Below are 26,117 nucleotides of genomic sequence, written 5' to 3'. Positions count from 1 at the left end.
GCTTTTCATCAATCAGCTGGGCTGTTTGCCTTGCGACAAACAGACAGTAAAACCGGTGTTACGCGTTCTGAATATTGGACGCTTGCTTGCCCTTCGGACCGGACACCACTTCAAAGCTTACACGTTGCCCTTCTTTCAGGGTTTTGAAGCCTTGCATGTTGATGGCCGAGAAGTGAGCGAACAAATCCTCGCCGCCTTCATCCGGAGTAATGAAGCCAAAGCCTTTAGCGTCATTGAACCACTTAACGGTACCTAATGCCATTCTTACTTCCTTGCAAAAAAAGGCTGGTGAAGCCGACCAACTTAGAGCTTAATAAGAGTTGTCTGGCTTGCCTAGCGCAAAAAAATGCCAAACAGTTAAGCCAAGCACCAGCTGCATTTCTACGCAACCCGCCGCTCATCGTCAAGTCGTAGAGGAAAAGTGCCAGTCCCCTTGAAAAAAACTCTCGGGGAACCCAAATTGAAGTAAGACGCAGATTCCACGAAAGCCGACATGTCTACGCAGTTCAAGGACGATGCCATACAAGAGGCGTCCCGGGTTAGGGAAAACCCACCCCCGATGTATAAGGTCTTGTTATTGAACGATGATTTTACCCCGATGGATTTTGTGATCCAGGTCCTCCAGCAGTTCTTCTACATGAACCGCGAAAAGGCCACTCACATCATGCTGCAAGTCCACACGCAAGGTCACGGCGTGTGTGGCGTTTATACCAAAGACGTGGCTGCAACAAAGGTCGAGCAGGTGTTGCAATATGCGAAAGCGCACCAGCATCCGCTCCAGTGCGTTATGGAGGAAAACTGATGATTGCCCAGGAGCTTGAAGTAAGCCTGCACATGGCGTTCATGGACGCAAGGCGCAAGCGCCACGAGTTCATCAGCGTGGAGCATCTGTTACTCGCGATGACCGACAACCCGTCGGCCGCCGAAGTACTGCGCGCATGTGGAGCCAACATCGACCAGCTGAAAAAACAGCTGGGCGATTTCATCGATGAGCACACCCCCACCGTGCCCGGGGAGGCGGAGGTGGAAACTCAACCCACTCTCGGCTTCCAGCGCGTGATACAGCGCGCGATCCTGCACGTGCAGTCTTCCGGCAAAAAAGAGGTGACCGGGGCTAACATCCTGGTGGCCATCTTCGGCGAGAAGGACTCCCACGCGGTGTACTATCTGCACCAGCAAGGCATTTCGCGGCTGGACGTGGTGAATTTCATTTCTCACGGAATCACCAAGCAGCGCTCGCAGCAGCAGCCGCAGGAGCCGCGCGACAGCAGCGGCGAAGCGGAGAGCGAGGAGCAGGCCACCGGTCCGGGCGGCGCGCTGGAAAACTACACGCTGAACCTCAACCAGCAGGCGCGCGACGGCAGGATAGATCCGCTGATCGGCCGCGAGTCCGAGCTGGAGCGCACCGTGCAGATTCTGTGCCGTCGCCGCAAGAACAACCCCTTGCTGGTGGGCGAGGCCGGCGTGGGCAAGACAGCCATCGCCGAAGGCCTGGCGCGCCGCATCGTCAACGGCGAAGTGCCGGAGATTCTGGGCAAGTCCACCGTCTACGCGCTGGACATGGGGGCGCTGCTGGCCGGCACCAAATACCGCGGCGATTTCGAACAGCGGCTGAAGGCGGTGATCAAGCAATTGACCGAGGACAGCAACGCCATTCTGTTCATCGACGAGATTCACACGCTGATCGGCGCCGGGGCGGCCTCGGGCGGCACGCTGGACGCGTCCAACCTGCTGAAGCCGGCCTTGTCCAACGGCAGCCTGCGCTGTATCGGGGCGACCACCTACAACGAATACCGCAGCATCTTCGAGAAGGACAACGCGCTGTCGCGTCGTTTCCAGAAGATCGACGTCAACGAGCCGACGGTGGAGCAGACCGTGGAAATCCTCAAGGGGCTGAAATCCCGCTTCGAGGCCCACCACGGCGTCAAGTACACCCAGTCCGCGCTGTCCACCGCGGCGGAGCTGTCGGCGCGCTTCATCAACGACCGCCATCTGCCGGACAAGGCCATCGACGTGATCGACGAGGCCGGCGCCGCGCAGAAGATTCTGCCCAAGTCCAAGCAGAAGAAGGTCATCAACAAGACCGAGATCGAGGACATCGTCGCCAAGATCGCGCGCATTCCGCCCAAGACCGTGTCGTCCGACGACAAGAACGTGCTGAAGAACCTGGAGCGCGATCTGAAAAACGTGGTCTTCGGTCAGGAAAAAGCCATCGAAGGGCTGGCCAGCGCCATCAAGATGACGCGTTCCGGCCTGGGCAATCCGCAAAAGCCGATCGGTTCCTTCCTGTTCTCCGGTCCCACCGGTGTCGGCAAGACCGAAGTGGCGCGGCAGCTGGCCTATATCCTGGGCGTGGAGCTGATCCGCTTCGACATGTCCGAGTACATGGAGCGCCATGCGGTGTCTCGGCTGATCGGCGCGCCTCCGGGCTATGTCGGCTTCGAACAGGGCGGCCAGCTGACCGAGGCGGTCAACAAGCATCCGTACGCGGTGGTCTTGCTAGATGAGATCGAAAAAGCGCATCCGGACATCTACAACGTGCTGTTGCAGGTGATGGACCACGGCACCCTGACCGACAACAACGGCCGCAAGGCGGACTTCCGCAACGTGGTGATCATCATGACCACCAACGCGGGCGCGGAGTCCCTGTCCAAGCCGACGCTGGGCTTCACCCAGACCAAGGCGGCCGGCGACGAGATGGGCGACATCAAGAAACAGTTCAGTCCGGAATTCCGCAACCGCCTGGACGCCATCATCCCGTTCAAGATGCTGGACGAGCAGATCATCCTGCAAGTGGTGGACAAGTTCCTGATGCAGCTGGAGCAGCAGTTGGCGGAGAAGCGGGTGGACATCCACTTCACCGACGAGCTGCGGCGCTACCTGGCGAAGAACGGCTTCGACCCGCTGATGGGCGCCCGCCCGATGGCGCGTCTAATCCAGGACACGCTGCGCAAGGCGCTGGCCGACGAGTTGCTGTTCGGCCGTCTGGTCACCGGCGGCGAAGTCACCGTCACCGTGGTGGACGACAAGGTGGAGCTGCAGTTCGACCACCAGGCCTTAGCGCCCGAACCGGCCTGATCTTGATACGGCAATACGCAACGCCCGCTGACGCGGGCGTTTTTCTTTTCATCTCAACCGCGAGGATGATGTTTGGCGTGCAGCTGTTTCAAGCGCTCGCGCGCCACATGGGTATAGATCTGCGTGGTGGAAATGTCAGAATGCCCCAGCAGCAGCTGCACCACGCGCAAATCCGCGCCGTGGTTGACCAGATGAGTGGCGAAGGCATGACGCAACACGTGCGGGCTCACCGCCGGCAAGCCCTGGCGCTTGGCGTACTGCGAGATCAGATGCCAGGCCATCTGTCGCGTCATGCCCGCCTTGCGCTGGGTCACGAACACCGTGTCGCAGACCGCGCCCGCCAGCAAAACCGGCCTCGCCTCGGCCAGATAACGCTGCAGCCACTCCTGGGCCAGCTCGCCCAAGGGCACCAGTCTCTCCTTATTGCCCTTGCCCATGGTCTTGACCAGGCCGTCCAGCAAATTCACTTGTTGCAGAGTCAAGCCCACCAGCTCCGACACGCGCAAGCCGCTGGCGTAAAGCAGCTCCAGCATCGCGCGGTCGCGCAGGCCCAGCGGCGTGCCCACGTCCGGCGCTTCCAGCAAAGCTTCCACATGCCGCTCGGACAGGGATTTGGGCAAGCGCGGCCCCTGTTTGGGCGCGCGCAAGCGCGCGCATGGGTCGTCGTCGCGCAAACCCGCCTGCGCCAGATATTGATAAAAGCGCTTCATCGCCGACACCATCCGCGCCCGGGTCGCCGGCTTCTCTCGGTCCACGCCCAGCAAAAGCGCCTGCTCCAGGTGCCCAGAAGCGGCCTCCGTCAGGCTAACGCCCTCGTCTCCCAGTCTCGCTGCCAGCTTGCCCAGATCGCGCCGATACGCGGCCAGGGTGTTCTTGGACAGGCCGTCGCTCAACCATAGCTGGTCCAGAAACGCGTCGATGGCCTCCTCGGCCGCCTTTACTGCTTCGCTGCTCGCATCCATTATTGTCGTCGTCCGCCGATATGCGCGTCAGGCCGCCGCCCGCGCGAAACATCCATACTGAATAATCCTCAGTCTTTGTCCGCCTCGCGGGCAAAACATTCCCCTGCTCCCCTTAAAGGCGAGCCCGGGCCTCGCGCAATGACCTCGACTCGCGCCTCAACAGACGCAAAGCGGCGCCTTGCGCGCGTCCCTCCGCTCAACAACCGAACTCATGCGCCAGCAGCCACTGCTTGATGTCCACGGTTTCCCGGCCCAAGGAGCGATTGAAGCCGCCCAGGCTGTTGCGGGCCACCACACGGTGGCAAGGCACGATGATGGGCACCGGATTGCGCCCGCAGGCATTGCCCACCGCCCGCGCCGACGAGCCCAGCGCCGTGGCGATATCCTGATAGCGCGCCATCTGCCCGCAGGGAATCCGTTCTATCTCGCGCCAGACGCGCTGCTGGTGCTCGCTGCCCCGCAAACGATAAGGCAGGCTGAAGCCAAAGCGCGGATCGACGAAATAAGCGCGCAGCTGTTCCGCCACCTCCTGCTCCAGACTGCGCGGCTCCGGCGGCCTGAGGGCTTGCCGTTCGGCCAGGAATTCCAGATTCACCAGCGCGCCGTCGAGACATACCATGCCCAGCTGCCCGAACGGCGCGTCGATCACCGCGCTGTATTCCATGTGTCCGCCTCCGGATAATAAAAAAGCGCAAGGCATCGCCTTGCGCTTTGAACTGTCATCAAGCCTAAGCCTGACTCGACAAGGCTTAGCCTTGCTTGCGAGCCGGCAGTTTTTCCTTGATGCGTGCGGATTTGCCGGTACGGCCGCGCAGGTAGTACAGCTTGGCGCGACGCACGTCACCACGGCGCTTCACTTCAACGGAAGCCACCAGCGGGGAGTAGGTTTGGAAAGTACGCTCTACGCCTTCGCCGGCGGACATCTTGCGCACGGTGAAAGCGCTGTTCAGGCCAGCGTTTTTCTTGGCGATAACCACGCCTTCGTAAGCCTGCAGACGTTCGCGGTTGCCTTCCTTAACCTTCACCTGAACGACGATGGTGTCGCCCGGGGCGAATTCCGGCAGGGTTTTGCCCAGGCGGGCGATTTCTTCTTGCTCGAGTTTCTGGATCAGATCCATGATTCACTCCTGGTTTTTCTGGAGATCTTGTTCCTGCTGGTACTCCGCCAGCAGCCGAGATTCCTGTTTTGTCAAAATACGGCCTTGCAGCAAATCCGGGCGACGTTGCATCGTCCTGCCCAGAGCCTGTTTCAGCCGCCATTTAGCGATCAGCGCATGATTACCGGACAACAGCACGTCCGGCACCCGCATGCCCTGATAGTCTTCGGGTCGGGTATAGTGCGGACAATCAAGAAGCCCGTCCACAAATGAATCTTCGTAAGCCGACTGCGCGTCGTTCAGGACGCCGGGCAGCAAACGCACCACCGCGTCCATCAGCACCATGGCCGGCAGCTCGCCGCCGGACAGCACGTAGTCGCCGATGGAAATCTCCTCGTCGACCTCGCGCTGGATCAACCTCTCGTCCACGCCCTCGTAGCGGCCGCACAGCAGGATCAGGCCCGCTCTTTGCGACAGCTCCGCCGCCTTCGCATGCGTCAGCGGACGGCCTTGCGGCGAAAGATAAATCACATGGCTGCGCTCGGCTCCGGCTTGCGCCTGCCTCGCCCTGGCCGCCGCGATGGACTGCGCCAGGGGCTCGATCTGCATCACCATGCCGGGGCCGCCGCCATAAGGCCGGTCGTCTACCCGGCGGTAGTTGTCATGCGTGAAATCGCGAGGATTCCAAGCCTGAAAACCCCAAATGCCCAAATCAAGCGCCCGCTGGCTAACGCCAAAGCGGGCGATGGAATCGAACATCTCCGGAAACAGCGTTACCGCGTCGATCTGCATCAGTAGTCCAGACCCCAGTCCACCTGGATCTTGCCTGCGGCAAGCTGAACTTCCAGCACATACTGATCCACGAAGGGAATCATGCGCTGGCCGTCCGCGCCTTGCACCACCAACACATCGTGCGCGCCGGTTTCCATCAATTCGCTGACTTTGCCCAGCACTTCGCCTTGCTGATTGACGACTTCCAGACCGATCAGATCGGCCCAGTAGTATTCGCCTTCTTCGGCGGCCGGCAACTCTTCGCGCGGCACGGCGATTTGCATGCCGCGCAGGGCTTCGGCCGCGTCGCGGTCTTCCACGCCTTCCAGCTTGGCGGCAAGCGCCTTGGGCTGGAGAGCGCCGTTTTCAAATGTGTACGGCTTCCAGTCGTTCTCCTTGCCCAGCCACCAGACCGGGTAGTCGAACAGACCGTCAGCGTATTCGGTGTCGGCCTGGACTTTCACCCAGCCCTTGACACCAAAGGCGCCACGCACAAACCCCATCACTACGAGATCTTCGTTGCGCATGCGCCTAGTCCGTCAGTTGATGTGTCAACGAACGCTTAGGCAGCGGCCTTCTGCTCTTTCAGCAGCTTGGCAACGGCGTCGGAAACTTGAGCGCCAACGCCAACCCAGTGGTTCAGGCGGTCCATGGTGAAACGGACGCGCTCTTGCTTCTCGTTGGCAACCGGGTTGTAGAAGCCAACGCGCTCGATGAAGCGACCGTCACGACGGTTACGGGAATCGGTCACCACGATGTTGTAGAACGGACGGTTCTTGGCGCCGCCACGTGCCAGACGAATCACTACCATTGTCGATTGTCCTTGAATAAAAACGGTATGAGAAAAGCCCACGATTTTAGGTCAGTTTTCCCTTATCTTGCAAGCGCTTAATGCAAGACGCCTGTCAAGCCCGCCGTTACAAGCTCTTGGACACCATGGTCAGGGCCCGGTCTTCCGGGTGCGGCTCCACGGAAAAGCCCAGCTTGTGCATCAGTTTCAACATGCCCTTATTGCCGGCCAACACCTCGCCGCGCATCACTTTCAGGCCCTGCTCTCGCGCCGCGTCGAACAAGGCGCTCATCAGAAGATAGCCTATGCCCTTGCCTTGCCAGCGGTCGGCCACCTCCAGCGCAAACTCGCAGCCCTCATTGTCCGGATCGGTGATGAAACGCGCCACCGCCAGCATTTCCTCGCCGTCTTTTTGTTCTCGCGTCATCGCCAGCGCCATCTCGCGGTCGTAATCCAGCTGGGTGAAACGCACCAACATGCTTTGCGACAATTGCTTGATGCTGGACAGGTAGCGGTTGTAGCGGCTCTCCTCGGACAGATTGCGTACGAACTCCTGTTGCATATCCGCATCTTCCGGACGCACCGGCCGCACCATCACATTGGTGCCGTCCTTCAATTTGGCGCACACCACCATATGGCTGGGATAAGGCATGATGGCCATATGGGCGTAGCGCTTCAAGTCCGGCCGCCGCGGCCTGACGATGATGCGGGCGTCCAGCGCGATCACGCCCTGCTCGTCGGCCACCAACGGATTGATGTCCATCTCGCGCAGCTCGGGCAGCTCGCACACCATTTCCGACACATGCAGCAGCACATCCTCCAGCTCGTCCTGATCCACCGCCGGCAGGTTCTTGAACGCGCCCAGCAATTGGCCGATGCGGGTATGGCGGATCATGCTGGCCACCAGATAGCCGTTGAGCGGCGGCAGGGATAGCGCGCGGTCGTGCATCACCTCCACCGCGATGCCCCCGGCGCCGAAAGTGATCACCGGCCCGAAGGCTTCGTCGTGGGTGACGCCCACCATCACTTCGCGGGCGAAGCGGCGCTTGCGCATGGGCTGCACCGACACCCCGTCGATGCGCGCCTCCGGCCGCGCCTGGCGCGTGCGGCCGATGATGGCGTCGAACGCTTCGCGCAGCGTCGCCTCATTGCTGATGTTCAGCTCCACGCCGCCAACGTCCGACTTATAAATGATGTCCGGCGAATCGATCTTCAGCACCACCGGGTAGCCGATCTTGTCGGCCTGCTTGACCGCCTCGTTGGCGGTGCGCGCCAGCCGGGTGGGATTGACCGGAATCTGGAAGGCGGCCAGCACTTCCTTGGATTCGCGCTCGGACAGAATGTCGCGGCCGTCCTTCAGCGCCGAGGCGATCACCTTGCGCGCCTTGGCCACGTCCGGGTCGGCGCGCTTGCCCTCCAGCGGCCCCGGCGTCTGCAACAGCAACTGCTGGTTGCGCTGATAAGCCGCCAGATTGCGGAACACCTCGATGCCGTACTCCGGCGCGCGGAAGTGAGCGCACTTGGCTTTGGAAAACAGTTCGCGGCTTTCCGACACCTTGGCGTCGCCCAGCCAGGACAGGAACAGCGGCTTGGCGGATTCGCGCTGCAAGCCGATCATCAACTGCGCCGTGGTCAGATGGTCGGTGCCGGCCTGCGGGGTGAACACCACCATCACGCCATCCACATTGGGGTCGTCCAGACAGGCCTTCACCGCCGTGCGAAAACGCGAGGGACTGGCGTCGCCTATGATGTCCAGCGGGTTGCCGTGCGACCAATTGCGCGGCAAGACCCCGTTGAGCAGTTCCACGGTGGAATCGGACAGCTTGGCCAGCTCCACCCGGTTGGAATAGGCGCTGTCGGCGGCCAGCACGCCGGGGCCGATGCCGTTGGTGACGATGGCCAGCCGCTTGCCGCCCACCCGGTAGTTGGCCGCCAGCACCTTGGCCGCCGTGAACAGCTGGGCGATGGTGTCGACCCGCAGCACGCCGGCGCGCGCCAGCGCGGCGTCGAACACATCGCCGCTCTCCACCAGATTGCTGGAATGCGTAACCCCGGTCACCGCGTCTTCATAGCGGCCGGACTTGATCACCACCACCGGCTTGGTGCGCGCCGCGGCGCGCAGCGCCGACATGAAGCGGCGCGCGTCGTGAATGTGGTGGACATGCAACAGAATGCCCTGGGTGAAGTTGTCCGCCACCAGGTAATCCAGAATTTCGCCGAAGCCGACGTCCAGCGCGTTGCCCACGGAAATCACGCTGGAAAAACCGATGCCCTTGCTGTCCGCCCAATCCAGCATCGCCGTGCACAGCGCCGACGACTGCGACACCAGCGCCAGATTGCCCGGCCTCACCTTGCTGGTGTAGTTGCTGGCGTTGAAGCCGGCCACCGGCCGCATCAGGCCCAGCACGTTCGGCCCCAGGATGCGGATGCCGAAATGGCGGCTGATGGACAGCGTCTCGTTGATGATCTCCCGCTCCAGCTGCTCGCTGTCGGCGAACTCTTTGGCCAGCAGCACCGCCTTGATGCCCTTCTTGCCGCAGTCTTTCATGATCGCAGGCAGGGTGCGGGTGGCGGTCACCACCACCGCCAGATCCACGGGCTCGCTGATCTGACGCACCGAAGCCACCGCGGGCACCCCGGCCACCACCTTGTGGTTGAGGTTGACCGGAAACAGCTTGCCCTGGAAGTTGCCCGCCAGCAGATTGGCGAACACCGCCTGCCCGATCGAGCCCGGCGTGTCGCTGGCGCCGATCACGGCGACGCTGCGCGGCGAAAACAACGGTGTCAGGTAATGCGGCCTCATTGATGCTTATCCTCGGAAATAATGGTAACCGGCACGGTTTTCCCCGCCGGCGGCGGCAACGGCCACTCCGGCTGCAAAGTCACATGATCGATGCCGTACTCGCGCGACAGCATGCGCTGGCAAGCCGCCAGAATGCGCGGCCAATCCTGCGGCGCGGCCACCTGCAAATGCGCGGACAAGGCCACGCGGTCCGCGGCCATGGTCCAGACGTGCAGATCGTGCACCGATCTCACCCCGGCGATGCCGCCCAGGGCGCGGCCGATGCGGTTGAAATCCAGTTCCGCCGGCACCTCCTCCATCAACACCGCCAGCGACTTGCGCAGCAGCCGCCAGGTAGACGACAGAATCAGACAGGCCACCAGCATGGACAAGATCGGGTCCGCCGGCGTCCAGCCGGTCCAGTACACGATGGCCCCGGAAGCGATCGCCGCCAGCGAGCCCAGCAAATCCCCCATCACGTGCAGCAGCGCCGCCTTGCTGTTAAGGCTGTGCGCGCCGCGGCTCAGAATCCACACGGCCAGCACATTGACCAGCAGGCCGGCCACGGCGATGCCCATCACCCCCAGGCCGTTGACCGCGTGCGGCTCCAGCAAGCGCCGCACCGCCTCCACCGCAATGAAAACGATGACGCCGAACATGAACAGGCTGTTCAGAAACGCGCCTATCACCTCCGCGCGGCCATGGCCGAAAGAATGCGACTCGTCCGCCGGGCGGCGGCCGATATGCGCCACCCACAAGGCCAGCAACAGCGAAATGGAATCGGTCAGCATATGGCCGGCGTCCGACAACAAGGCCAGCGATCCCGTCGCCCAGCCGCCCACAGCTTCCACGCAGGCGAAGCCTATCGTCAGCAGCGCCACCCAGCGCAAGGCGCGCATGCTGGCGGCGCGCGCCGCCGCGCCCGTCACCCCACCGTGGGGATGGCGATGCGGGTGATTGTAATCGTGCTCGTCGTCATGCTCACCGCCCGCCGAGCCATCATCATGCAGACTGAACCTTGACGTCATCTTGACCTCCGGCAAGCCGAATCCATCGCGCCCCGCTTCGCCGCAAGGGCCTAACAAGAATGGACTGGCGCGGACACTACAATATTGTTAATCTTTGCTGTTTAGCAATAGCTCTTTACTGCACCGCACAAAGTCGCCACGCGCCCCTTGCTCCAACAAGGCCGGATGGCGGCGGGAGTCGATCCATCATGACGAAACGCGTCGTCACGCTTGCCCATTACTATACCCAGCCTGAAATCCAGAAAATGGCCGACAAGGTTGGCGACAGCCTGGAACTTTCTTTGTACGCCAAGGAAGCCAATGCCGACATCATCGTTTTTGCCGGCGTGCGCTTCATGGCGGAAACCGCGAAAATCCTCAATCCCCAGGCGGAAGTGATTCTGCCCGACGCCGGTTCCACCTGTTCGCTGGTGACACAGACCGACGTCGCCGCACTGGCCAAATGGCGCAAGCAGCACCCGGACCACGTGCACGTTTCCTATATCAACTCCAGCGCCGAGCACAAAGCGCTGTCCGACTGGATCGTCACCAGCCGCAATGTGGACGACATCATTGCCCACCTGTACGCCGAAGGCAAAAAAGTGATCTTCTCGCCGGACCGCAATATGGGCGGCTACCTCAACTATCAGTACGGCTACGACATGCCGCTGTGGTCGGCGGTGTGCGAGGTGCACGACAAATTCAACGAAGCGGCGCTGGACGAGGCCTTCGCGGTCGCCGGCGCGGAGAAATACCTGATCGCCCATCCGGAAAGCCCGCTGCCGGTGCTGAAGAAGGCCGATTACGTCGGCTCCACCTCCGGCATGCTCAACTGGGTCAAGCAATTCTCCGGCAGCCCGGACGCGGTGATCTTCGTCGCCACCGAAGACGGCATCCTCTACAACATGGGACTGGCCCGTCCGGATCTGGACCTGCGTCAGGCGCCGATCTACGCCGGCTGCCAATGCAACTCCTGTCCGTACATGAAGATGAACACCATAGAAGCGGTCAAGCGCGCCCAGCAGGGCGTGGGCTTGCGCATCGACTACCTCAGCCGGGAACAGATGGACGCGGCGCGGCTGCCGATCGAGCGCATGCTGGAATTCAGCCAGCGTTACTACGCCTGAGCCGCTTTCCCCAACCCGCCCACCGGCGGGTTTTGTTTGTCCGTCTTCCACGCCGGACTTTTCCGCGTCATCGTTGGAGCGATACAATCAGCCGGGCCACCTTTGCCGGCAAGAACAATAGAAAGACAGCATGAAGTTTCTCATCAGCAACGACGACGGTTATTTCGCTCCGGGACTGGCCATGCTGGCGCAAACCCTGTCCCGCCACGGCGAAGTCGTCGTTGTCGCGCCGGAGCGGGACCGCAGCGGCGCCAGCAACTCCCTGACCCTGGATCGCCCCTTGACCGTGCGCAAGGCCGCCAACGGCTTTCACTACGTCAACGGCACCCCCACCGACTGCGTGCACCTCGCGGTGACCGGCATGCTGGACTTCAAGCCGGACATGGTGTTCAGCGGCATCAACCACGGCCCCAATATGGGCGACGACACCCTGTACTCCGGCACCGTGGCCGCCGCCACCGAAGGCTTCATGCTGGGCATTCCCTCCATCGCGGTGTCGCTGGCCGGCTATAGCGGCCAGCACTTCGCCAGCGCCGGCCTGGTCGTCGATCAACTGGTGGAACGCTGCAAGCGCAACCCCTTCCGTGAGCCGGTGCTGCTCAACGTCAACGTGCCCGACATCGCTCCGGAAGCGCTGGGCCAATTGACCGTCACCCGCCTGGGCCGCCGCCACTGCGCGCAGCCGGTGATCAAGTCTCAGAATCCTCGCGGCGAGACGATATACTGGGTAGGACCGGTCGGCAATGTGCAGGACGCCGGCGCGGGCACGGACTTCGGCGCGCTGGCCAACAACGATATTTCAGTGACGCCGCTGATGCTGGATTTAACCGCCTATGGCCAACTAGACGGAATCAAAACATGGCTACACCACAGCTGACGCCGGGCCAGCCGGCCTACGGCATGCTTTCCGACCGCACCCGACGCCGCATGGTCGAGCGCCTGCGCCAGAACGGCGTGGCCGACGAACGCGTGCTGACCGCGATGTCGGACGTGCCGCGTCACCTGTTTGTAGACCAGGCGCTGGCCACCCGCGCCTACGACGACGTGTCGCTGCCCATAGGTCACGGCCAGACCATCTCCCAGCCTTTCACCGTGGCGCGGATGACGGAAATCCTGTTGAATGGCAAGAAACCGGGCAAAGTATTGGAGATAGGCACCGGCTGCGGCTATCAGACCGCGGTGCTGCTGAAGACCGGCGCCGAGGTCTACTCCATTGAACGCTTGGGCGTCATTCTTGACAAAGCCAGACGCAATTTGCGCGCCGCCAAGCTGGTGCACGCCCGCCTAGTCCACGGCGACGGCCATTTCGGCCTGGCCGAGGCCGCGCCCTTCGACGGCATCATCATGACCGCCGCCGCGCGCAACATCCCCCAGGCCCTGGTCGAACAACTCAACGACGGCGGCCGCATGATCATGCCGATAGGCGAAGAGGAACAGTACTTGTGGCTGATAGAGAAAACCGCGCAAGGCCTGCAGAAAAGCCGGCTGGACCCGGTGAAATTCGTACCCTTGCTTGCCGGACGCAGTTAAAACTGCAAAAACACAACAGTTTCTTTGTCCGACAATTTATCAAATCACTTAAACAGACTATAAAAAACAAAAGTATGCTAAAAATGCATTGCAGCTATGCATATATATTCACGGCTTCGATCGGCATCGCCCTGAGCGGATGCAGCAGCATCGCCCAGCAACCGGCCCCCGTGGAAAGCGCAACGCCGGCCGTCGCGCGCAGCGCGCCGCCTTCGGCGCCCGTCGCGACAGGCGGCAACAGTGCGGCGGTGACGACGCCGTACCAGGATAACGGAGGAGTGTCCGCCGCGCCGATAGGCTCCGCCTCGGCGGCGGGCGCAACAACAAAAGAAAAGACCCATGTGGTTCAGCCGGGGGAAAACCTGTTCCGCATCTCTCTGAACAACGGCCTGAAATACAAGGACGTCGCGGCCTGGAACAACCTGCCGGACAACAACATCAAAGTAGGACAAGTACTGCGCTTGACCCCGCCCGGCGGCGATGCCCCTCCGGCGGCCAACGCCGGCCAGCCGACGGCCGGCGCCGCGCCGGTTCAGCCCAGCGCGCCGGTGGAAAGCGCAACTGTCCAAGCAGGCGGTGTCAAGGCCTACCCCAAAGCCCTGAAACTGCCATACAGCGCAGAAGCAGCAAAAACCCTGTCCGCCCAGAGCGAGGGAGGACCGGGCAACAACAAGAACGCTCAAGCCCCGATCAGCGCCGCCGGCTCGCCGGCGACGGCAAGCGCTCCGGCCAAGACCGAAGCGCCGGCGGCAACGCCGTCCAGCAAGCCCGAGGCCAGCAAGCCCGCGGCGAAAACGGACGAAGACGCGGTGCCGTGGCTGTGGCCGACCGAAGGCAAGATGATCCGGGGATATTCCGATAGCAGCAAGGGCATAGACATCAGCGGCCGCAGCGGCCAGCCGGTGTTGGCGGCGGGAGACGGCAAAGTGGTGTACAGCGGCACCGGCCTGCGTGGCTACGGCAAGCTGATCATCATCAAGCACAATAAATCCTTCCTGTCGGCCTACGCCCACAATAGCCAGTTGCTCGTAAAGGAGGGCCAGTCTGTCAAGCGAGGGCAGAAGATTGCCGAAATGGGCAATTCCGACGCCGACCAAGTGAAACTGCACTTTGAAATCCGCCGCCTCGGCAAGCCGGTGGATCCGATGCAGTACCTTGACCATAAGTCCTGACGGGCGGCCGGGGCCCCCGTCCAGGATCAGAAAGAGACGGGGGTAGAACATGAGTAGCGAACTCGACATTCTCGAAGAGCAAGAAATTCTCGACGAGGAAAGCAATGAGGAAGCCGTTGCCGAAGTGGAGGCAGAGGAAGTCGGCGAAGCGCAGCCGGTATACGAAGAAGTTGCCGACGTCACCCAAATCTACCTCAACGATATCGGCAACAACGCCCTGTTGACGCCGCAGGAAGAACTGGCTCTGGCCCGCCGCGTGGTGGCCGGAGAGTTCGAAGCGCGGCAGAAAATGATCGAACACAATCTGCGGCTGGTGGTGAACATCGCCAAGCATTACATCAACCGCGGCCTGGCGCTGTTGGATCTGATCGAGGAAGGCAATATCGGTCTGATGCACGCGCTGGAGAAGTTCGACCCCGAGCGCGGCTTCCGCTTCTCCACCTATGCCACCTGGTGGATACGCCAGAGCATAGAGCGCGCCATCATGAACCAATCTCGCACCATCCGCCTGCCGGTGCACGTGATCAAGGAGCTCAACGTTTATCTGCGCGCTTCGCGCCACCTGGAAAGCCAGATCGGCCGCGAGCCGACGCTGGACGAAATCGCCCACCTGGTGGGCAAGCCGGTGGACGATGTGCGCAAGGTGATGAACCTCAACGAGCGCATGGCCTCGCTGGACGCGCCGCTGGACATCGATCCGATGCTGTCTATCGGCGAGTCCATCCCGGACGAGCAGCACGACGAGCCGGAAATCCAGTTGCACAACAGCCAGCTGGAGCACTTCGTCCATGAATGGCTGGGCCAGTTGAACGAGAAGCAGAAACTGGTGATCGAACGCCGTTACGGTCTGAACGGCTACGAGATCTGCACGCTGGAGGAATTGGCCGCCGCGCTGAGCCTGACCCGCGAACGCGTGCGCCAGATCCAGATCGAAGGCCTGGAACAGCTGCGCCGCATCCTGCGCCGCAAGGGCATCTCCAAGGACTTCCTGCTGTAGCGCGCGCCAGCGTCGACCGCAGCCAGCAGCCCCCGGCTCCCCGGGGGCTTCGTCATTTCCGCGCCAGACGGAAACGGCGGCTGCGACGCAGCCAGTCCCGCTGCCGGGCGGCATCCGCGGCGCGCGAACGATAACGCAAGGCCACGTATTCGCTCACCAGGGTTTTCAACTGCGCGTATTCCGCGACCGCCAGGTCGGGCTTGGCGCGACGCAGCAGCTCCAAAGGCCCGTCGCAAGGACCGGCCTCTATCCGCCGCCGGCGCAATTGCGCCAACAACAGCCGCCAGCCCCTCGCCATCGGCTCCTCGCGTCCGCGCCCCCTTCGCCACCACCAGGCCAGCGGCAAACCCGCCAGCAAGACGCCGACGAACAGGGCCTGCAACACGCTGCTCGCGCTCACGCTCTCGCCCAGGCCCAAGCGTTGAAACACATTGCGCTGCCGCGCGGCGTCGTAGCCCACCACCCATTGCTGCCAGGCGAAACCCGCGGCCTGCCAGTTCTGGCGCAGATTGCGCAACCAGGCCGGCGGCAAACCCGCCATCCCGCGCTCCCTCAAGGCCGGCACGCTCTGCTCCGCGCCATCCGCCAGGCGCAGCGGCGCCACCGCGCTGGTGGGATCGACGCGCAGCCATTGCCGGCTTTCCGCAAGCCAAACCTCCACCCAGGCGTGCGCGTCGGACGACTTCACCTGCCAGAAACGCCCCACCGGATTGTATTCTCCGCCCTGATAACCGACGACAATCCGCGCCGGTATGCCCGCGGCGCGCGCCAGAAACGCCAGTGCCGACGCGTAATGCTCGCAAAAGCCCTGCCGGCTGGAAAACAGGAATTGATCGACCTCGTCTTGCCGGTCCAGCAAGGGCGGATTCAGCGTATAGCGAAAGCCCTGGCTTCGAAACGCTTGCAAGGCGGCCTGCGCGAAAACGCCCTCCCCGCGCGCCGCCAGCTCTCGCGCCCAAGCGCGCGCGCGTGGATTGCCGGGCGGCAAGCGCAGGTAAAACGCGCGCTCGGACTCGGACAAAACCGCCTGATAACGCGCGCCTAAGCGGCTGACGGCGTAAAAACGCTGAGTCCTCCTATCCTTGGCGTCCCCGCGCAACACCATGCCGTACCGCAAACGCGACGCCTCGTCCGGCAGCGGCACATCCAGCGCCGGCAAGCGCCCCTTGTCCGGCTCCAGCGTAACCGCGTACTCCACCGTCTCCCCGCCGCTGACGCCCTCCGCTCCCGCGCCGCGCGCCTCCCCGTCGCCGCTCCAACGGCTGCCGTCGAAGCGGTCCAGCAACAAGACCCGCCAGTACATCTGCTCCCGCGGCGGCGCCCGCTGCGGGAACACCGCGGAAAATGCCGGTTCCCGGCTCAGAATCAGCTGGCTGACGCTGCCCGGCTCCAGGCTGTCGCCCAGGCCGCTGACCGCCTGCCTGCCCGGTTCGCTGGGCATGCTCCACAAGGGGCCGGACAGCCGCGGCATGATCACGAACAAGACCAGCATCAAGGGCAGCGCCAGGCCCAGGGCCGACGCGGCGGAGCGCAAGCTGCCGCGCCATGGCGCGCCCTCCAGCGCCGCCATCGCGCCGGTCAGCGCCAACAAACTCACGGCCAGCCAGGCCGCGGCCAACGGCGACTGGTCGAACAGCAAGGGCATGGCGGCCAGAAACACCCCCAGGGCGATCAACACTCGCCAATCCCGCAACTGAGCGCACTCCTGCGCCTTGAACCCCAGCAGCAACAGCAAAATGCCGACGCCGCCCTCGCGCCCCACCAGAGTGCCCAGCGTGCGCCAGGACAGCCAGGCGGCCAGCAGCAAGGGGGGCAACAACCACCAGAACGCCGGCGGCGCTCTGCGCCGCCAGACCAAGGCCGCCTTGCCCAGCAATAAGGCGAAAGCCAAGGCGACCAGCCAGAACGGCAGATACAGCCATAGCGGCGCGGCGCTCAAGGCCACCGCGGCCAGCGCCGGCCACACTCTGGCGCGATCAGGAATGCTCATCGCCGCGCTCCAGATACAGGGCCAGAGCCGTCAGCGCCAATAAACGCTGTTGCGGCTGCGGCCCCACGCTGCGCGCCGGCAGCTTCAACACATAGGGCTGGCGCTGGCGCTCGCACTGCTCCACGCGCCAGGCCAGGCGCGACAGCTTGAGCTCCACATCGCCGCCTCGACCGTAATCCTGCCAGTCCAAGGCCAGCAAGCCGGCCCGCCCTTCCCCGGCGAACTGCTTGCTGACCAGCGCGCCGCGGCGCGCCAGCACTTTCCAGGCGATGCGGCGCGGCGAATCCCCGACTCGATACGCGTCCAGATGGGAGAAGTCCTCCTCCTCGCCCGGCAGCTCGCAGGGCTGATCCCCGCCGCCCTGGCTGCGGCCGCGCTGGCCGTCCTGCAAGGGCGCGGGAAACAACAGCACCTGGGCCCTCAGCCTGACCCAGGCGCTGGCGCGCACCAGGCCGAACGGCGCCTCGCTCCAGACCTGGCAAGCCGGCAGGGCCATATAGCCGCGCCGGCTGCCGCAAACGCTCAGCTCCACCTCGAACTCCGCTCCGCCGGGCAGACGGTCAATCCGGGTTTCCATCCCATCCTCCAGCGCCAGGCTCAGTTGACGCTCGCCCTCGTCCTCATGCTTCAGCAAGACGCGGAAACGCGCGGCGTCGCCGGCGAAGACCGGCTCCGCGTCCAGCGCGCGCAGCTGCAGGCCGGCCAGCTGCCGGTAAGCCAAGAGCACGGCCACCAGCAATAAACCGGCCACCCAGAACGACAGCGCGTAAGCAAGGCTGACGTCGTAGTTCAAAGCGCCTATCCATACCGCCAGCGCCACCAGGCCCAGCGTCATGCCGAAACGGGTGGGCAGCAGATAGATACGGTTTTGCTCCAGCCGGCAATGCGGCTGCGGCGTCGCGCGGCGCAACATCCATTGCCGCAGACGGCGACGCGGATCAAGGAATGGGAACATGAGCGAGCAGGCCGCTGGCGGCGTCGCCGCCGTTGCCGCCGAGCAGGCGATGGCCGGCCACGCTGGGAAAAACCGCTTTCACGTCCTCCGGCAACACGTGATCGCGCCCTTCCAGCAAGGCCCAGGCGCGCGCCGCAGCCGCCAGCGCCAGACCGGCGCGCGGGCTCAGCCCCGAGGCGAAGCGGCTGTCGCGGCGCGTGGCTTCGACCAAGGCCAGCACATAGCCGGCCAAGGCCGGACTGACGGTCAGCTCCGCGGCCTGGCGCTGCAGCGCGATCAAGTCACCGGGACGCAGGGCCGGCACCAGCTTGGCCAGCAGCTGACGGCGGTCTTCGCCTTGCAGCAAGGCCAGTTCGGCCTCGCGCGGCGGGTAGCCCAGGGAGATGCGCATCAAGAAGCGGTCCTGCTGCGACTCCGGCAACGGAAAAGTGCCGGCCTGCTCCGCCGGGTTCTGGGTGGCGATGACGAAGAAGGGCTCGGGCAAGGGATAGGTGGCGCCGTCGACCGAAACCTGGCGCTCCTCCATTGCCTCCAGCAAGGCGGACTGGACCTTGGGCGAGGCGCGATTGATCTCGTCGGCCAGCAGCACCTGGGAAAACACCGGGCCTTGATGGAAGTGGAAGGAAGCGGAATCGCGCTGATAGATATTGACGCCGAGAATGTCCGAAGGCAGCAGATCGCTGGTGAACTGCACCCGGCGATATTCCAGGCCCAAGACCCCGGCCAGACCGTGAGCCAACGTGGTCTTGCCCACGCCGGGCACGTCCTCGATCAATAAATGACCCCGGGCGATCAGACAGGTCAAGGCCAGGCGGATCGCCTGCGGCTTGCCCAGGATCAGCTGATTCAGTTGACGATACGCAATGGAGAGAGATTGCATTTGCACCTGCTAACGCGCACTATTTATCGATATCGGATATCCTGCGTTCATTGTACGCAACAAGGAATCGCACGTGTTGACCTGGCTGAAAAAACGCTTGCAGCGTTCAGGCCTCACCGCCTACATCTCCCATCCCGAATGCCTGCAACACAATATGGGCGTCGGCCACCCGGAATGCCCCGAGCGCCTGATCGCCATCCGCGATCAATTGATGGCCTCGCAGATTCTGGACGGGCTGCAAGAGATCGAAGCGCCGGAGGTCACCGAACAGCAACTGGCCCGCGTGCATCCGCCCCACTATCTCGAATACCTGGAATCCTGCTCTCCCAGCATAGGCACTTTTCGCGTGGACCCGGACACCGCGATGTCCGCCGGCACGCTGCAAGCCGCCCGGCGCGCCGCCGGCGCCGTGGTCAAGGCGGTGGAACTGGTGGCGGAGGACAAGGCGCCCAACGCCTTCTGCGCGATCCGCCCGCCCGGCCATCACGCCGAAAGCGGCAAGGCGATGGGCTTCTGCTTCTTCAACAATCTGGCGATCGGCGTCACCCACGCGCTGGCCCATTATCAGTTTGAACGGGTGGCGGTGATAGATTTCGACGTCCACCACGGCAACGGCACCGAGGAAATCCTGCGCGACGATCCGCGGGTCTTAATGGTGTCCATCTTCCAGCACCCCTTCTATCCCTATAGCGGCGACGAGCCGCTGGGCCCGAACATGCACAATGTGCCGCTCAAGGCCGGCAGCGGCGGCCGCGAGTTCCGCGAGGCGGTGGAAACGGTGTGGCTGCCGCTATTGCACGACTTCCAGCCGCAGATTCTTTTCATTTCCGCCGGCTTCGACGCTCATCGCGAAGACGATATGGGTTCGCTGGGGCTGGTGGAGGCCGACTACGAGTGGGTGACCCGCCACCTGATGCAGATCGCAGACCTCTACGCCGACGGCCGCGTGGTCTCAGTGCTGGAGGGCGGCTACGATCTGTCCGCGCTCGGCCGCAGCGTGGCCGCCCATCTGCGAGTGCTGTCCGACGGCTGAAACAGGCCGCGCCAAAACAAAAGGCCGTCCAAGAGACGGCCTTTTCATGGGCTAAGCAAGGCTCAGGAAGAACTCTTGTCCGTCCCCTTGTCGCCTATTTTGTCCTCTTGACCGGTCAAGAGCTTGATCAGATTGGACTTGTGGCGATGCACCACCAGGATGGCGATGATGATGCAGCTGCCGAAGTACACGCTCTGCGGCCCGACGATGAAGTAGGCGTACACCGGCGTCAGCACGCAGGCGACGATGGCGGACAGCGAGGAAATCTTCAGTACGAAGGCGACGAACAGCCAGGTGGCCAGCGCCGCCAGCGCCAGCCACGGGCTGAAGCCCAACAGCACGCCCACCGCGGTGGCCACGCCCTTGCCGCCCTTGAAGCCGAAGAACACCGGCCACATGTGGCCGATCAGCACCGCCAGCGCCGCCAGCGCGATCGCCTGCTCGCCCAGGCCGTATCGCGGCCCGAACCAGGCGGTCAGCGCCACCGCCACCCAGCCCTTGATCCCGTCGCCGAGCAGGGTCAGCGCCGCCGCCAGCTTCTTGCCGCTGCGCAGCACATTGGTGGCGCCGGGGTTGCCGGAACCGTAACTGCGCGGGTCGGCCATGCCCATGGCCTTGCTGACAATCACCGCGAACGAGAGCGAGCCGATCAGATAGGCCGCAACAACAAAGGCAAAAGCTGTCGTGGTCATGGTGTATCCATTAGAATAGAAGGCTTCGGATTTTACGGTATCGGGCGGCAAACCCCAACTCCCAGACAGACTGATGGACATCATATTCCTGCGCGAAGTGCGCGCCGACACCATTATCGGTGTCTACGAATGGGAGCGGAAAGCCCCGCAAACCATTGAAATCGACCTGGAAATCGGCATTCCCAGCGAAGCGCCCTGTCACAGCGACAATATCGGCGACACCATACACTACGGCGTGGTGGTGGAGCGGCTGCGCAAGGCGCTGTCTGAACAGCATTTCCTGCTGCTGGAAGCGCTGGCCGAATACATCGCCAAGGTGATCCGCGAAGACTTCGGCGCGCCCTGGGCGCGCGTCTCGGTCACCAAGCTGGGCATCCTGCCCGGCGTCAAGCGCGTCGGCGTCTTGATCGAACGCGGCCACCGCCCGCGCTGAAGCCGAGCCGCCGGGCATTGACGCCCGCGCCCCGGCGCTTGATGATGTTTAGATCACAGCGCCGGAGCGCCTCATGTCTCGCTTATCCGTCCCGGAATTCCAGAACCTGATCGATCAGGAACTGCCCTTGGTCCGCCTGTTCGGCATCCAAACCGAATCCATCGCCGACGGCGGCGCGGTGTTGCGCATGCGCTTCAACCCGGATTTGATCCGGCCGGGCGGCACCATCGCCGGCCCCGCCTTGATGGCGCTGGCGGACGCCACGCTGTACGCGGTGGTGCTGGGGATGATAGGTCGGGTGGAGCTGGCGGTGACCACCAGCCTCAACATCAACTTCCTGCGCAAGCCGCCGCCGGCGGACGTGATCGCGGAAGGCCGCATCCTGAAGCTGGGCAAACGTTTGGCGGTGGGGGAAGTCTTGCTGCTGTCGGCCGAGCTGGAAGAAGCGGTGGCCCATGTCACCGGCACCTACTCGATTCCGCCTCTGTCCGGAACCTGAAACGATGCCGGGACTTGGAGCGCATTCGCGGTCTTGTGGGCGAAAAGGAGGGGTGGAGCAGGCTCTCAGTCGGTGTTCACTTTCAAACGCAAGCCAAACTGCTTGGGTGTCAAACGCAAGGACAGCTGAGCTTGCTTGTTCAGGTCCAGCACCGGAGATAGCGACAAACGGTTGCTGACCGCCTCCCGCTCAAAGCGCAGACCGCCGATGAAGATGTCCTTGCCGGCGTCCCGGGGCGCGGATTTGATCTCCCCGTCGGACGGAGAGGCGCAGGCCCAGGCTTGCGGCAGACACGCCGCCGCGGCGCCCGCACCCGCCCACAGTCCCAGCCACAACAGCAACAGCTTGCACGCCATGCGCTCCATCTCCGCCAGATGAAATGCGAGAACCTTCTCTCATCATGGACAATGGCGCGCCGGCCGCAAGTTTTTTATTGATTGCGCATGAAGTCGGCGGTGTTGTGAAAAGCCTCGATCAGTTTTTGCTTCAACCAATCTTCGGCCACCAGTTCATCCACCGCGCGGCGCATGCAGGACATCCATTGATCGCGCGCCGCCTCGTCCACCGCAAACGGCATATGGCGCATGCGCAGCCGCGGGTGGCCAAAGGCCTCCATGTACAAGGACGGGCCGCCCAGCCAGCCGGACAGGAACATGAACAGCTTCTGGCGCGAACCGGCCAGATCCTGCGGATGCATGTCGCGCAGCGGCTTGACCGACGGGTCGCTGTCCATGATGTCGTAAAAGCGGTCCGTCAGCCAACGCACCACGCCTTCGCCGCCCAATAATTGATAGGGTGTCATTTCCCGCACTTCATCGCTCACGCTTCATTCCCCGTCGTCGGCCGCACCAGCGCGGCCGCTGTCCTGGCCCGCTCGCGGGCCTGTTCCACCGTCTCGGCCGTGGCCAGCGCTACGCCCATGCGGCGCTTCAAATAACTTTCAGGCTTGCCGAACAAGCGCAGGTCCGCGCCCGGCACCCGCAAAGCCTGGTCCACGCCGTCAAAGACGATGCCGGCCTCGTCCAGGCCGCCGTATATCACCGCCGACGCGCCGGCGCTGGAGATCTCCGCGTCCACCGGCAGGCCCAGGATGGCGCGCGCGTGCAGCTCGAACTCGGACCAGCGTTGGGTGGCCAGCGTCACCAAGCCGGTATCGTGCGGCCGCGGGCTCACCTCGGAGAACCACACTTGTTCGCCCTTGATGAACAGCTCGACGCCGAACAGACCGCGGCCGCCCAGCGCGTCGGTCACCGCCTTGGCCACTTCGCGCGCGCGCAGCAAGGCCAGTTCGCTCATGGGCTGGGGCTGCCAGCTCTCCACGTAATCGCCGCTGCGCTGCAAATGGCCGACCGGCGCGCAGAAGTGCGTGGCGATGCCGCCCGCGCCGTCCGCCGCGCGCACGGTCAGCTGGGTGATTTCGTAATCGAAATCGATGAAGCCCTCGACGATCACCCGACCCTTGTCCACCCGGCCGCTGCTGGCGGCGTATTGCCAAGCCTGAGCCACGTCCTCCGGCCCGCGCAACAGCGACTGACCCTTGCCGCTGGACGACATCACCGGCTTCACCAGGCAGGGGTAGCCGATGCCGTCGTCGATTGCGGCTTGCAATTCTTCCAAGCTGGAGGCGAAGGCGTACGGCGAGGTGGGCAGGCCCAGCTCCTCCGCCGCCAGCCGCCGTATCCCTTCGCGGTTCATCGTCAGATGGGCGGCGCGCGCGGTGGGTATCACCTCGGCCAGACCGTCCGCCTCGATGCGCAACAGCTCGTCGGTGGCGATGGCCTCGATCTCCGGCACGATCAGATGCGGGCGCACTTGCTCCACCAGCCGGCGCAAAGCCGCGGCGTCCGACATGTCGATCACGTGGCTGGCGTGGGCGACCTGCATCGCCGGCGCGCCGGCGTAGCGGTCCACGGCGATGGTTTCCACGCCCAGCCGCTGCAAGGCGATCACCACCTCCTTGCCCAGCTCCCCGCTGCCCAACAACATCACCCTGACGGCACTGCGACTTTGCGGCGTTCCGATACGCATGACGATCTTCCTTGCAAATGAATGGCTTGGCCCGCCGGCGGCGGACGATGGGAATCCGAATCGGCGCGATTTTACCATGCGTCGGGCATCGGCTCGCTTCAGTTCAACCTATCGCTCAGGCGCGGCAGAACGCGAAATCCAGCGCCGGCGTTTCGCCGCTGATGATCTCGGCCAGCGCCCGCCCGGAGCCGGCGCCCTCGGTCCAGCCCAAGGTGCCGTGGCCGGTGTTCAGATACAAGCGCCGCAAGCGGCTGGCGCCGATCAGCGGCACATTGCCCGGGGTGGCCGGCCGCAGGCCGCTCCAGAAACGCGCGCGCTCCCAGTCGCAGGCGTCGCCGAACAAGGCGCGGCCGCGTTGCAGCAGCAAGTCGCAACGCCGCGGCTCCAGATGGGTGGAATAACCGGACAATTCGGCGGTGCCGGCAATGCGCAGCTCGTCACCCAGCCGCGACACCACCACCTTGTGGGCTTCGTCGGTAATGCTGGTCAGCGGCGCGGCGGCGGCGTCCAGAATCGGCAGGGTGGCGGAATAACCCTTGGCCGGGTACACCGGCAAGCGCAAGCCGGCCTGCGCCGCCAACAAGGGAGAATAAGAACCCAGCGCCAAGACATAGGCGTCCGCCTCTAGCCGCTCGTAAGCGCCGTCGGCCGCGGTGACGGAGACGCCGCTCACCTCCCCGTCCGCGCGCTCCAGCGCGTTGACCCGGGTCTGGAAGCGGAACTCCACGCCCCGCATAGCGCAAGCCTGGGCCAGGGCGACGGTGAAGAGATGGACATTGCCGGATTCGTCGTCCGGGCTCCAGCACGCCCCGCTCAGTTCAGGCAGAATGCGCGCCAAGGCCGGCTCCCGCTCCAGCGCCTGCAACGGCGTCAGCAGGCTTTTCTCCACGCCCAGCGCTTGCAGCCGCGCGCAGCCGGCCTGGGCCTGGGCCCGTTCCGCATCGGAGAACAGCAGGGTCAGAATGCCCCGCTGCAATTGCTGGTAATCAATGCCCAGTTCCCGGCGCAAACCGCGCAGCGTGTCGCGGCTGTACAAGCCCAGCGCCACCATCTGGAGCATATTGCGCTGGCTGCGTCCCGGCAGGCATTCGCGCAGGAAATCCAGGCCCCAGCGCCATTGCTGCGCGTCCAGCCGCGGCCGGAACAGCAGCGGCGCGTCGTCCCGCAGCAGCCAGCGCAACACCCGCCACGGCGCGCGCGGATTGGCCCAAGGCTCGGACTGGCTAACTGAAATCTGGCCGCCGTTGGCGAAACTGGTTTCTCTCGCCGCGCCGCTGGCGCGGTCCACCACCACCACCTGGTGGCCCTTCTCCGCCAAAAACCAGGCGGTGGATACGCCGATGACGCCGGCGCCCAGGACAACTACTCGCATCGACTCTCCACAAAAGCCAATGGGCAAGACCCGCTTGCCCATTGGCCGTGCCAGCCGCGATCTGCCGTTACGGCTTCTTCGCGTGCTCGTAAACCGTCTTGCCGCGCAGATGGAAATAGTCCGACGCGAAATAGAAATTCTCGGAATGACCGACGAAGAGCAGGCCGTCCGGCTTCAATAGCGGCGCAAAGCGCTTGAGCACGCCGAACTGGGTGTCGCGGTCGAAATAAATCATCACATTGCGGCAGAAGATGGCATCGAACTGGCGCTTGACCGACCAGTTGCTCTCCACCAGGTTCAAACGCTGGAAGGTGATCATATTGCGCAGCTGGGCCTTGGCCTGGAAGCTGCCGTCCGGCTGCTTGTCGAAATACTTGGCGGCGTAGCCCGGCGGCAGGCGCGCCACCTTGTCGGCGGCGTAAATGCCCTTGCGGCCGGTTTCCAGCACACTGGTGTCCAAGTCCGTGGCCAACACGCTGATGCGCGCGCCCGGCACCGCCTCCAGCGCGGTGATCGCCAGCGAGTACGGCTCTTCGCCGGTGGACGAGGCCGCGCACCAGATCGCCAGTTCTCCGCCGGCCGTCGCTTTTTTCTTAAGATGCTCGGCCAGCAGCGGGAAATGGTGCTCTTCGCGGAAGAAGAAAGTCAGATTGGTGGTCAGCGCGTTAACGAACTGTTCGAACTCGCGCTTGCCGCTGATCGACTCCAGGAAATCGACGTAGGCGGCGAAGCCGGGCAGCTTCAGTTCGCGGATGCGACGCACCAGGCGGCCGTAAACCATGTCTTTCTTCGACGGGTTCAACGAAATGCCCGCTTCCTTGTAGATCAGTTTGCGAATGCGCTCGAAGTCGGCGTCGCTAAACGCGAACTCACGGGTGAATTCGATCTTCGGCAAGACGACGGGTGGCGGCTTATTCATTTT

28 protein-coding genes are annotated in these 26,117 nt (G+C 63.6%); 10 read left to right on the top strand and 18 right to left on the bottom strand.

Annotation, left to right across the window (positions count from 1 at the left end):
• Positions 1–58 precede the first annotated feature (58 nt).
• Positions 59–262, bottom strand: a complete 204-nt coding sequence (locus AB1Z25_RS03085; RefSeq protein WP_019101271.1) for a cold-shock protein — start codon at positions 260–262, stop codon at positions 59–61.
• Between the two features lie 231 nt (positions 263–493).
• Here AB1Z25_RS03085 and clpS point away from each other — a divergent pair, with 231 nt between their 5' ends.
• Both clpS and clpA read left to right on the top strand, forming a co-directional pair.
• Complete coding sequence (gene clpS / locus AB1Z25_RS03080) at positions 494–802, top strand: ATP-dependent Clp protease adapter ClpS (RefSeq protein ID WP_019101854.1); 309 nt, start codon at positions 494–496, stop codon at positions 800–802.
• The gene (gene clpA, locus AB1Z25_RS03075) at positions 802–3,078 is read left to right on the top strand and encodes an ATP-dependent Clp protease ATP-binding subunit ClpA (RefSeq protein ID WP_227106924.1); all 2,277 of its coding nucleotides are present in this window, start codon (positions 802–804) and stop codon (positions 3,076–3,078) included. Before clpS ends, clpA begins: the two co-directional genes overlap by 1 nt.
• 53 nt (positions 3,079–3,131) lie before the next feature.
• On the opposite strand, the gene xerD is transcribed toward clpA, so the two are convergent.
• From xerD to AB1Z25_RS03035, 8 genes are all read right to left on the bottom strand, one after another.
• The gene (xerD, locus tag AB1Z25_RS03070; RefSeq protein WP_486636544.1) at positions 3,132–4,040 is read right to left on the bottom strand and encodes a site-specific tyrosine recombinase XerD; all 909 of its coding nucleotides are present in this window, start codon (positions 4,038–4,040) and stop codon (positions 3,132–3,134) included.
• A gap of 196 nt (positions 4,041–4,236) precedes the next feature.
• Entirely contained in the window at positions 4,237–4,704 is a 468-nt protein-coding gene (locus AB1Z25_RS03065; RefSeq protein ID WP_107798150.1) for a methylated-DNA--[protein]-cysteine S-methyltransferase, read from the bottom strand.
• Between the two features lie 85 nt (positions 4,705–4,789).
• Complete coding sequence (gene rplS / locus AB1Z25_RS03060) at positions 4,790–5,158, bottom strand: 50S ribosomal protein L19 (RefSeq protein ID WP_019102875.1); 369 nt, start codon at positions 5,156–5,158, stop codon at positions 4,790–4,792.
• Between the two features lie 3 nt (positions 5,159–5,161).
• Positions 5,162–5,929 carry a tRNA (guanosine(37)-N1)-methyltransferase TrmD gene (gene trmD / locus AB1Z25_RS03055; RefSeq protein ID WP_048415670.1) on the bottom strand — a complete coding sequence of 256 codons (768 nt, stop codon included), beginning with the start codon at positions 5,927–5,929 and terminating at the stop codon, positions 5,162–5,164.
• Positions 5,929–6,435 carry a ribosome maturation factor RimM gene (rimM, locus tag AB1Z25_RS03050; RefSeq protein ID WP_253313803.1) on the bottom strand — a complete coding sequence of 169 codons (507 nt, stop codon included), beginning with the start codon at positions 6,433–6,435 and terminating at the stop codon, positions 5,929–5,931. The genes trmD and rimM overlap by 1 nt, the downstream gene beginning before the upstream one ends.
• 35 nt (positions 6,436–6,470) lie before the next feature.
• A complete protein-coding gene (gene rpsP, locus AB1Z25_RS03045) occupies positions 6,471–6,719 on the bottom strand; it encodes a 30S ribosomal protein S16 (protein WP_019102878.1) in 249 nt (82 codons plus the stop codon).
• Between the two features lie 106 nt (positions 6,720–6,825).
• Positions 6,826–9,501: a bifunctional acetate--CoA ligase family protein/GNAT family N-acetyltransferase gene (locus tag AB1Z25_RS03040; RefSeq protein WP_107798148.1), complete on the bottom strand. Its 2,676-nt coding sequence runs from the start codon at positions 9,499–9,501 to the stop codon at positions 6,826–6,828.
• Positions 9,498–10,508, bottom strand: a complete 1,011-nt coding sequence (locus AB1Z25_RS03035) for a cation diffusion facilitator family transporter (protein ID WP_227106919.1) — start codon at positions 10,506–10,508, stop codon at positions 9,498–9,500. The genes AB1Z25_RS03040 and AB1Z25_RS03035 overlap by 4 nt, the downstream gene beginning before the upstream one ends.
• 188 nt (positions 10,509–10,696) lie before the next feature.
• Between AB1Z25_RS03035 and nadA the strand changes: the two genes are divergently transcribed.
• From nadA to rpoS, 5 genes are all read left to right on the top strand, one after another.
• Positions 10,697–11,614, top strand: a complete 918-nt coding sequence (gene nadA, locus AB1Z25_RS03030) for a quinolinate synthase NadA (RefSeq protein WP_107798147.1) — start codon at positions 10,697–10,699, stop codon at positions 11,612–11,614.
• Between the two features lie 130 nt (positions 11,615–11,744).
• Positions 11,745–12,491, top strand: a complete 747-nt coding sequence (gene surE / locus AB1Z25_RS03025; protein WP_048415674.1) for a 5'/3'-nucleotidase SurE — start codon at positions 11,745–11,747, stop codon at positions 12,489–12,491.
• Complete coding sequence (locus tag AB1Z25_RS03020; RefSeq protein ID WP_019102883.1) at positions 12,473–13,144, top strand: protein-L-isoaspartate(D-aspartate) O-methyltransferase; 672 nt, start codon at positions 12,473–12,475, stop codon at positions 13,142–13,144. Before surE ends, AB1Z25_RS03020 begins: the two co-directional genes overlap by 19 nt.
• Positions 13,057–14,316, top strand: coding sequence for a peptidoglycan DD-metalloendopeptidase family protein (locus tag AB1Z25_RS03015; RefSeq protein ID WP_235084366.1), 1,260 nt, complete (start codon positions 13,057–13,059; stop codon positions 14,314–14,316). The genes AB1Z25_RS03020 and AB1Z25_RS03015 overlap by 88 nt, the downstream gene beginning before the upstream one ends.
• Positions 14,317–14,365: 49 nt before the next feature.
• Complete coding sequence (gene rpoS, locus AB1Z25_RS03010; RefSeq protein WP_019102885.1) at positions 14,366–15,313, top strand: RNA polymerase sigma factor RpoS; 948 nt, start codon at positions 14,366–14,368, stop codon at positions 15,311–15,313.
• 52 nt (positions 15,314–15,365) lie between these two features.
• Here rpoS and AB1Z25_RS03005 read toward each other — a convergent pair whose 3' ends face one another.
• From AB1Z25_RS03005 to AB1Z25_RS02995, 3 genes are read right to left on the bottom strand one after another with little or no spacing between them, the layout of a single operon-like run.
• Entirely contained in the window at positions 15,366–17,303 is a 1,938-nt protein-coding gene (locus AB1Z25_RS03005; protein WP_486636543.1) for a transglutaminase TgpA family protein, read from the bottom strand.
• The gene (locus AB1Z25_RS03000) at positions 17,290–18,258 is read right to left on the bottom strand and encodes a DUF58 domain-containing protein (protein ID WP_486636542.1); all 969 of its coding nucleotides are present in this window, start codon (positions 18,256–18,258) and stop codon (positions 17,290–17,292) included. Before AB1Z25_RS03000 ends, AB1Z25_RS03005 begins: the two co-directional genes overlap by 14 nt.
• A complete protein-coding gene (locus tag AB1Z25_RS02995) occupies positions 18,242–19,138 on the bottom strand; it encodes an AAA family ATPase (protein WP_081544285.1) in 897 nt (298 codons plus the stop codon). Before AB1Z25_RS02995 ends, AB1Z25_RS03000 begins: the two co-directional genes overlap by 17 nt.
• A gap of 73 nt (positions 19,139–19,211) precedes the next feature.
• Here AB1Z25_RS02995 and AB1Z25_RS02990 point away from each other — a divergent pair, with 73 nt between their 5' ends.
• Positions 19,212–20,171 carry a histone deacetylase family protein gene (locus AB1Z25_RS02990; RefSeq protein WP_107798142.1) on the top strand — a complete coding sequence of 320 codons (960 nt, stop codon included), beginning with the start codon at positions 19,212–19,214 and terminating at the stop codon, positions 20,169–20,171.
• A 62-nt stretch (positions 20,172–20,233) separates the two neighbouring features.
• Here the strand turns inward: AB1Z25_RS02990 and plsY are convergent, their stop codons facing one another.
• Positions 20,234–20,863, bottom strand: a complete 630-nt coding sequence (plsY, locus tag AB1Z25_RS02985) for a glycerol-3-phosphate 1-O-acyltransferase PlsY (RefSeq protein WP_107798141.1) — start codon at positions 20,861–20,863, stop codon at positions 20,234–20,236.
• Between the two features lie 73 nt (positions 20,864–20,936).
• Here plsY and AB1Z25_RS02980 point away from each other — a divergent pair, with 73 nt between their 5' ends.
• Both AB1Z25_RS02980 and AB1Z25_RS02975 read left to right on the top strand, forming a co-directional pair.
• On the top strand, positions 20,937–21,296 hold the full coding sequence (locus AB1Z25_RS02980) for a dihydroneopterin aldolase (RefSeq protein WP_048415680.1): 360 nt from the start codon (positions 20,937–20,939) through the stop codon (positions 21,294–21,296).
• Positions 21,297–21,369: 73 nt separating this feature from the next.
• Positions 21,370–21,795 carry a PaaI family thioesterase gene (locus AB1Z25_RS02975; RefSeq protein WP_107798140.1) on the top strand — a complete coding sequence of 142 codons (426 nt, stop codon included), beginning with the start codon at positions 21,370–21,372 and terminating at the stop codon, positions 21,793–21,795.
• A 65-nt stretch (positions 21,796–21,860) separates the two neighbouring features.
• Here AB1Z25_RS02975 and AB1Z25_RS02970 read toward each other — a convergent pair whose 3' ends face one another.
• From AB1Z25_RS02970 to AB1Z25_RS02950, 5 genes are all read right to left on the bottom strand, one after another.
• Complete coding sequence (locus tag AB1Z25_RS02970) at positions 21,861–22,151, bottom strand: hypothetical protein (RefSeq protein WP_146176564.1); 291 nt, start codon at positions 22,149–22,151, stop codon at positions 21,861–21,863.
• A 74-nt stretch (positions 22,152–22,225) separates the two neighbouring features.
• Positions 22,226–22,618, bottom strand: coding sequence for a group II truncated hemoglobin (locus tag AB1Z25_RS02965; RefSeq protein WP_227106904.1), 393 nt, complete (start codon positions 22,616–22,618; stop codon positions 22,226–22,228).
• On the bottom strand, positions 22,615–23,823 hold the full coding sequence (purT, locus tag AB1Z25_RS02960; RefSeq protein ID WP_253313797.1) for a formate-dependent phosphoribosylglycinamide formyltransferase: 1,209 nt from the start codon (positions 23,821–23,823) through the stop codon (positions 22,615–22,617). Before purT ends, AB1Z25_RS02965 begins: the two co-directional genes overlap by 4 nt.
• Before the next feature lie 115 nt (positions 23,824–23,938).
• Positions 23,939–25,195, bottom strand: coding sequence for a D-amino acid dehydrogenase (locus AB1Z25_RS02955; RefSeq protein WP_486636541.1), 1,257 nt, complete (start codon positions 25,193–25,195; stop codon positions 23,939–23,941).
• A gap of 67 nt (positions 25,196–25,262) precedes the next feature.
• Positions 25,263–26,114 (bottom strand): CheR family methyltransferase, encoded by an 852-nt coding sequence (locus tag AB1Z25_RS02950; RefSeq protein ID WP_107798136.1) that lies wholly within the window; start codon positions 26,112–26,114, stop codon positions 25,263–25,265.
• Positions 26,115–26,117 lie beyond the last annotated feature (3 nt).

This window comes from Chromobacterium sp. HL1, from assembly GCF_057418835.1.
The sequence above is the reverse complement of the archived record's forward strand: the minus strand, read 5'-3'. Positions and strand labels throughout refer to the sequence as shown.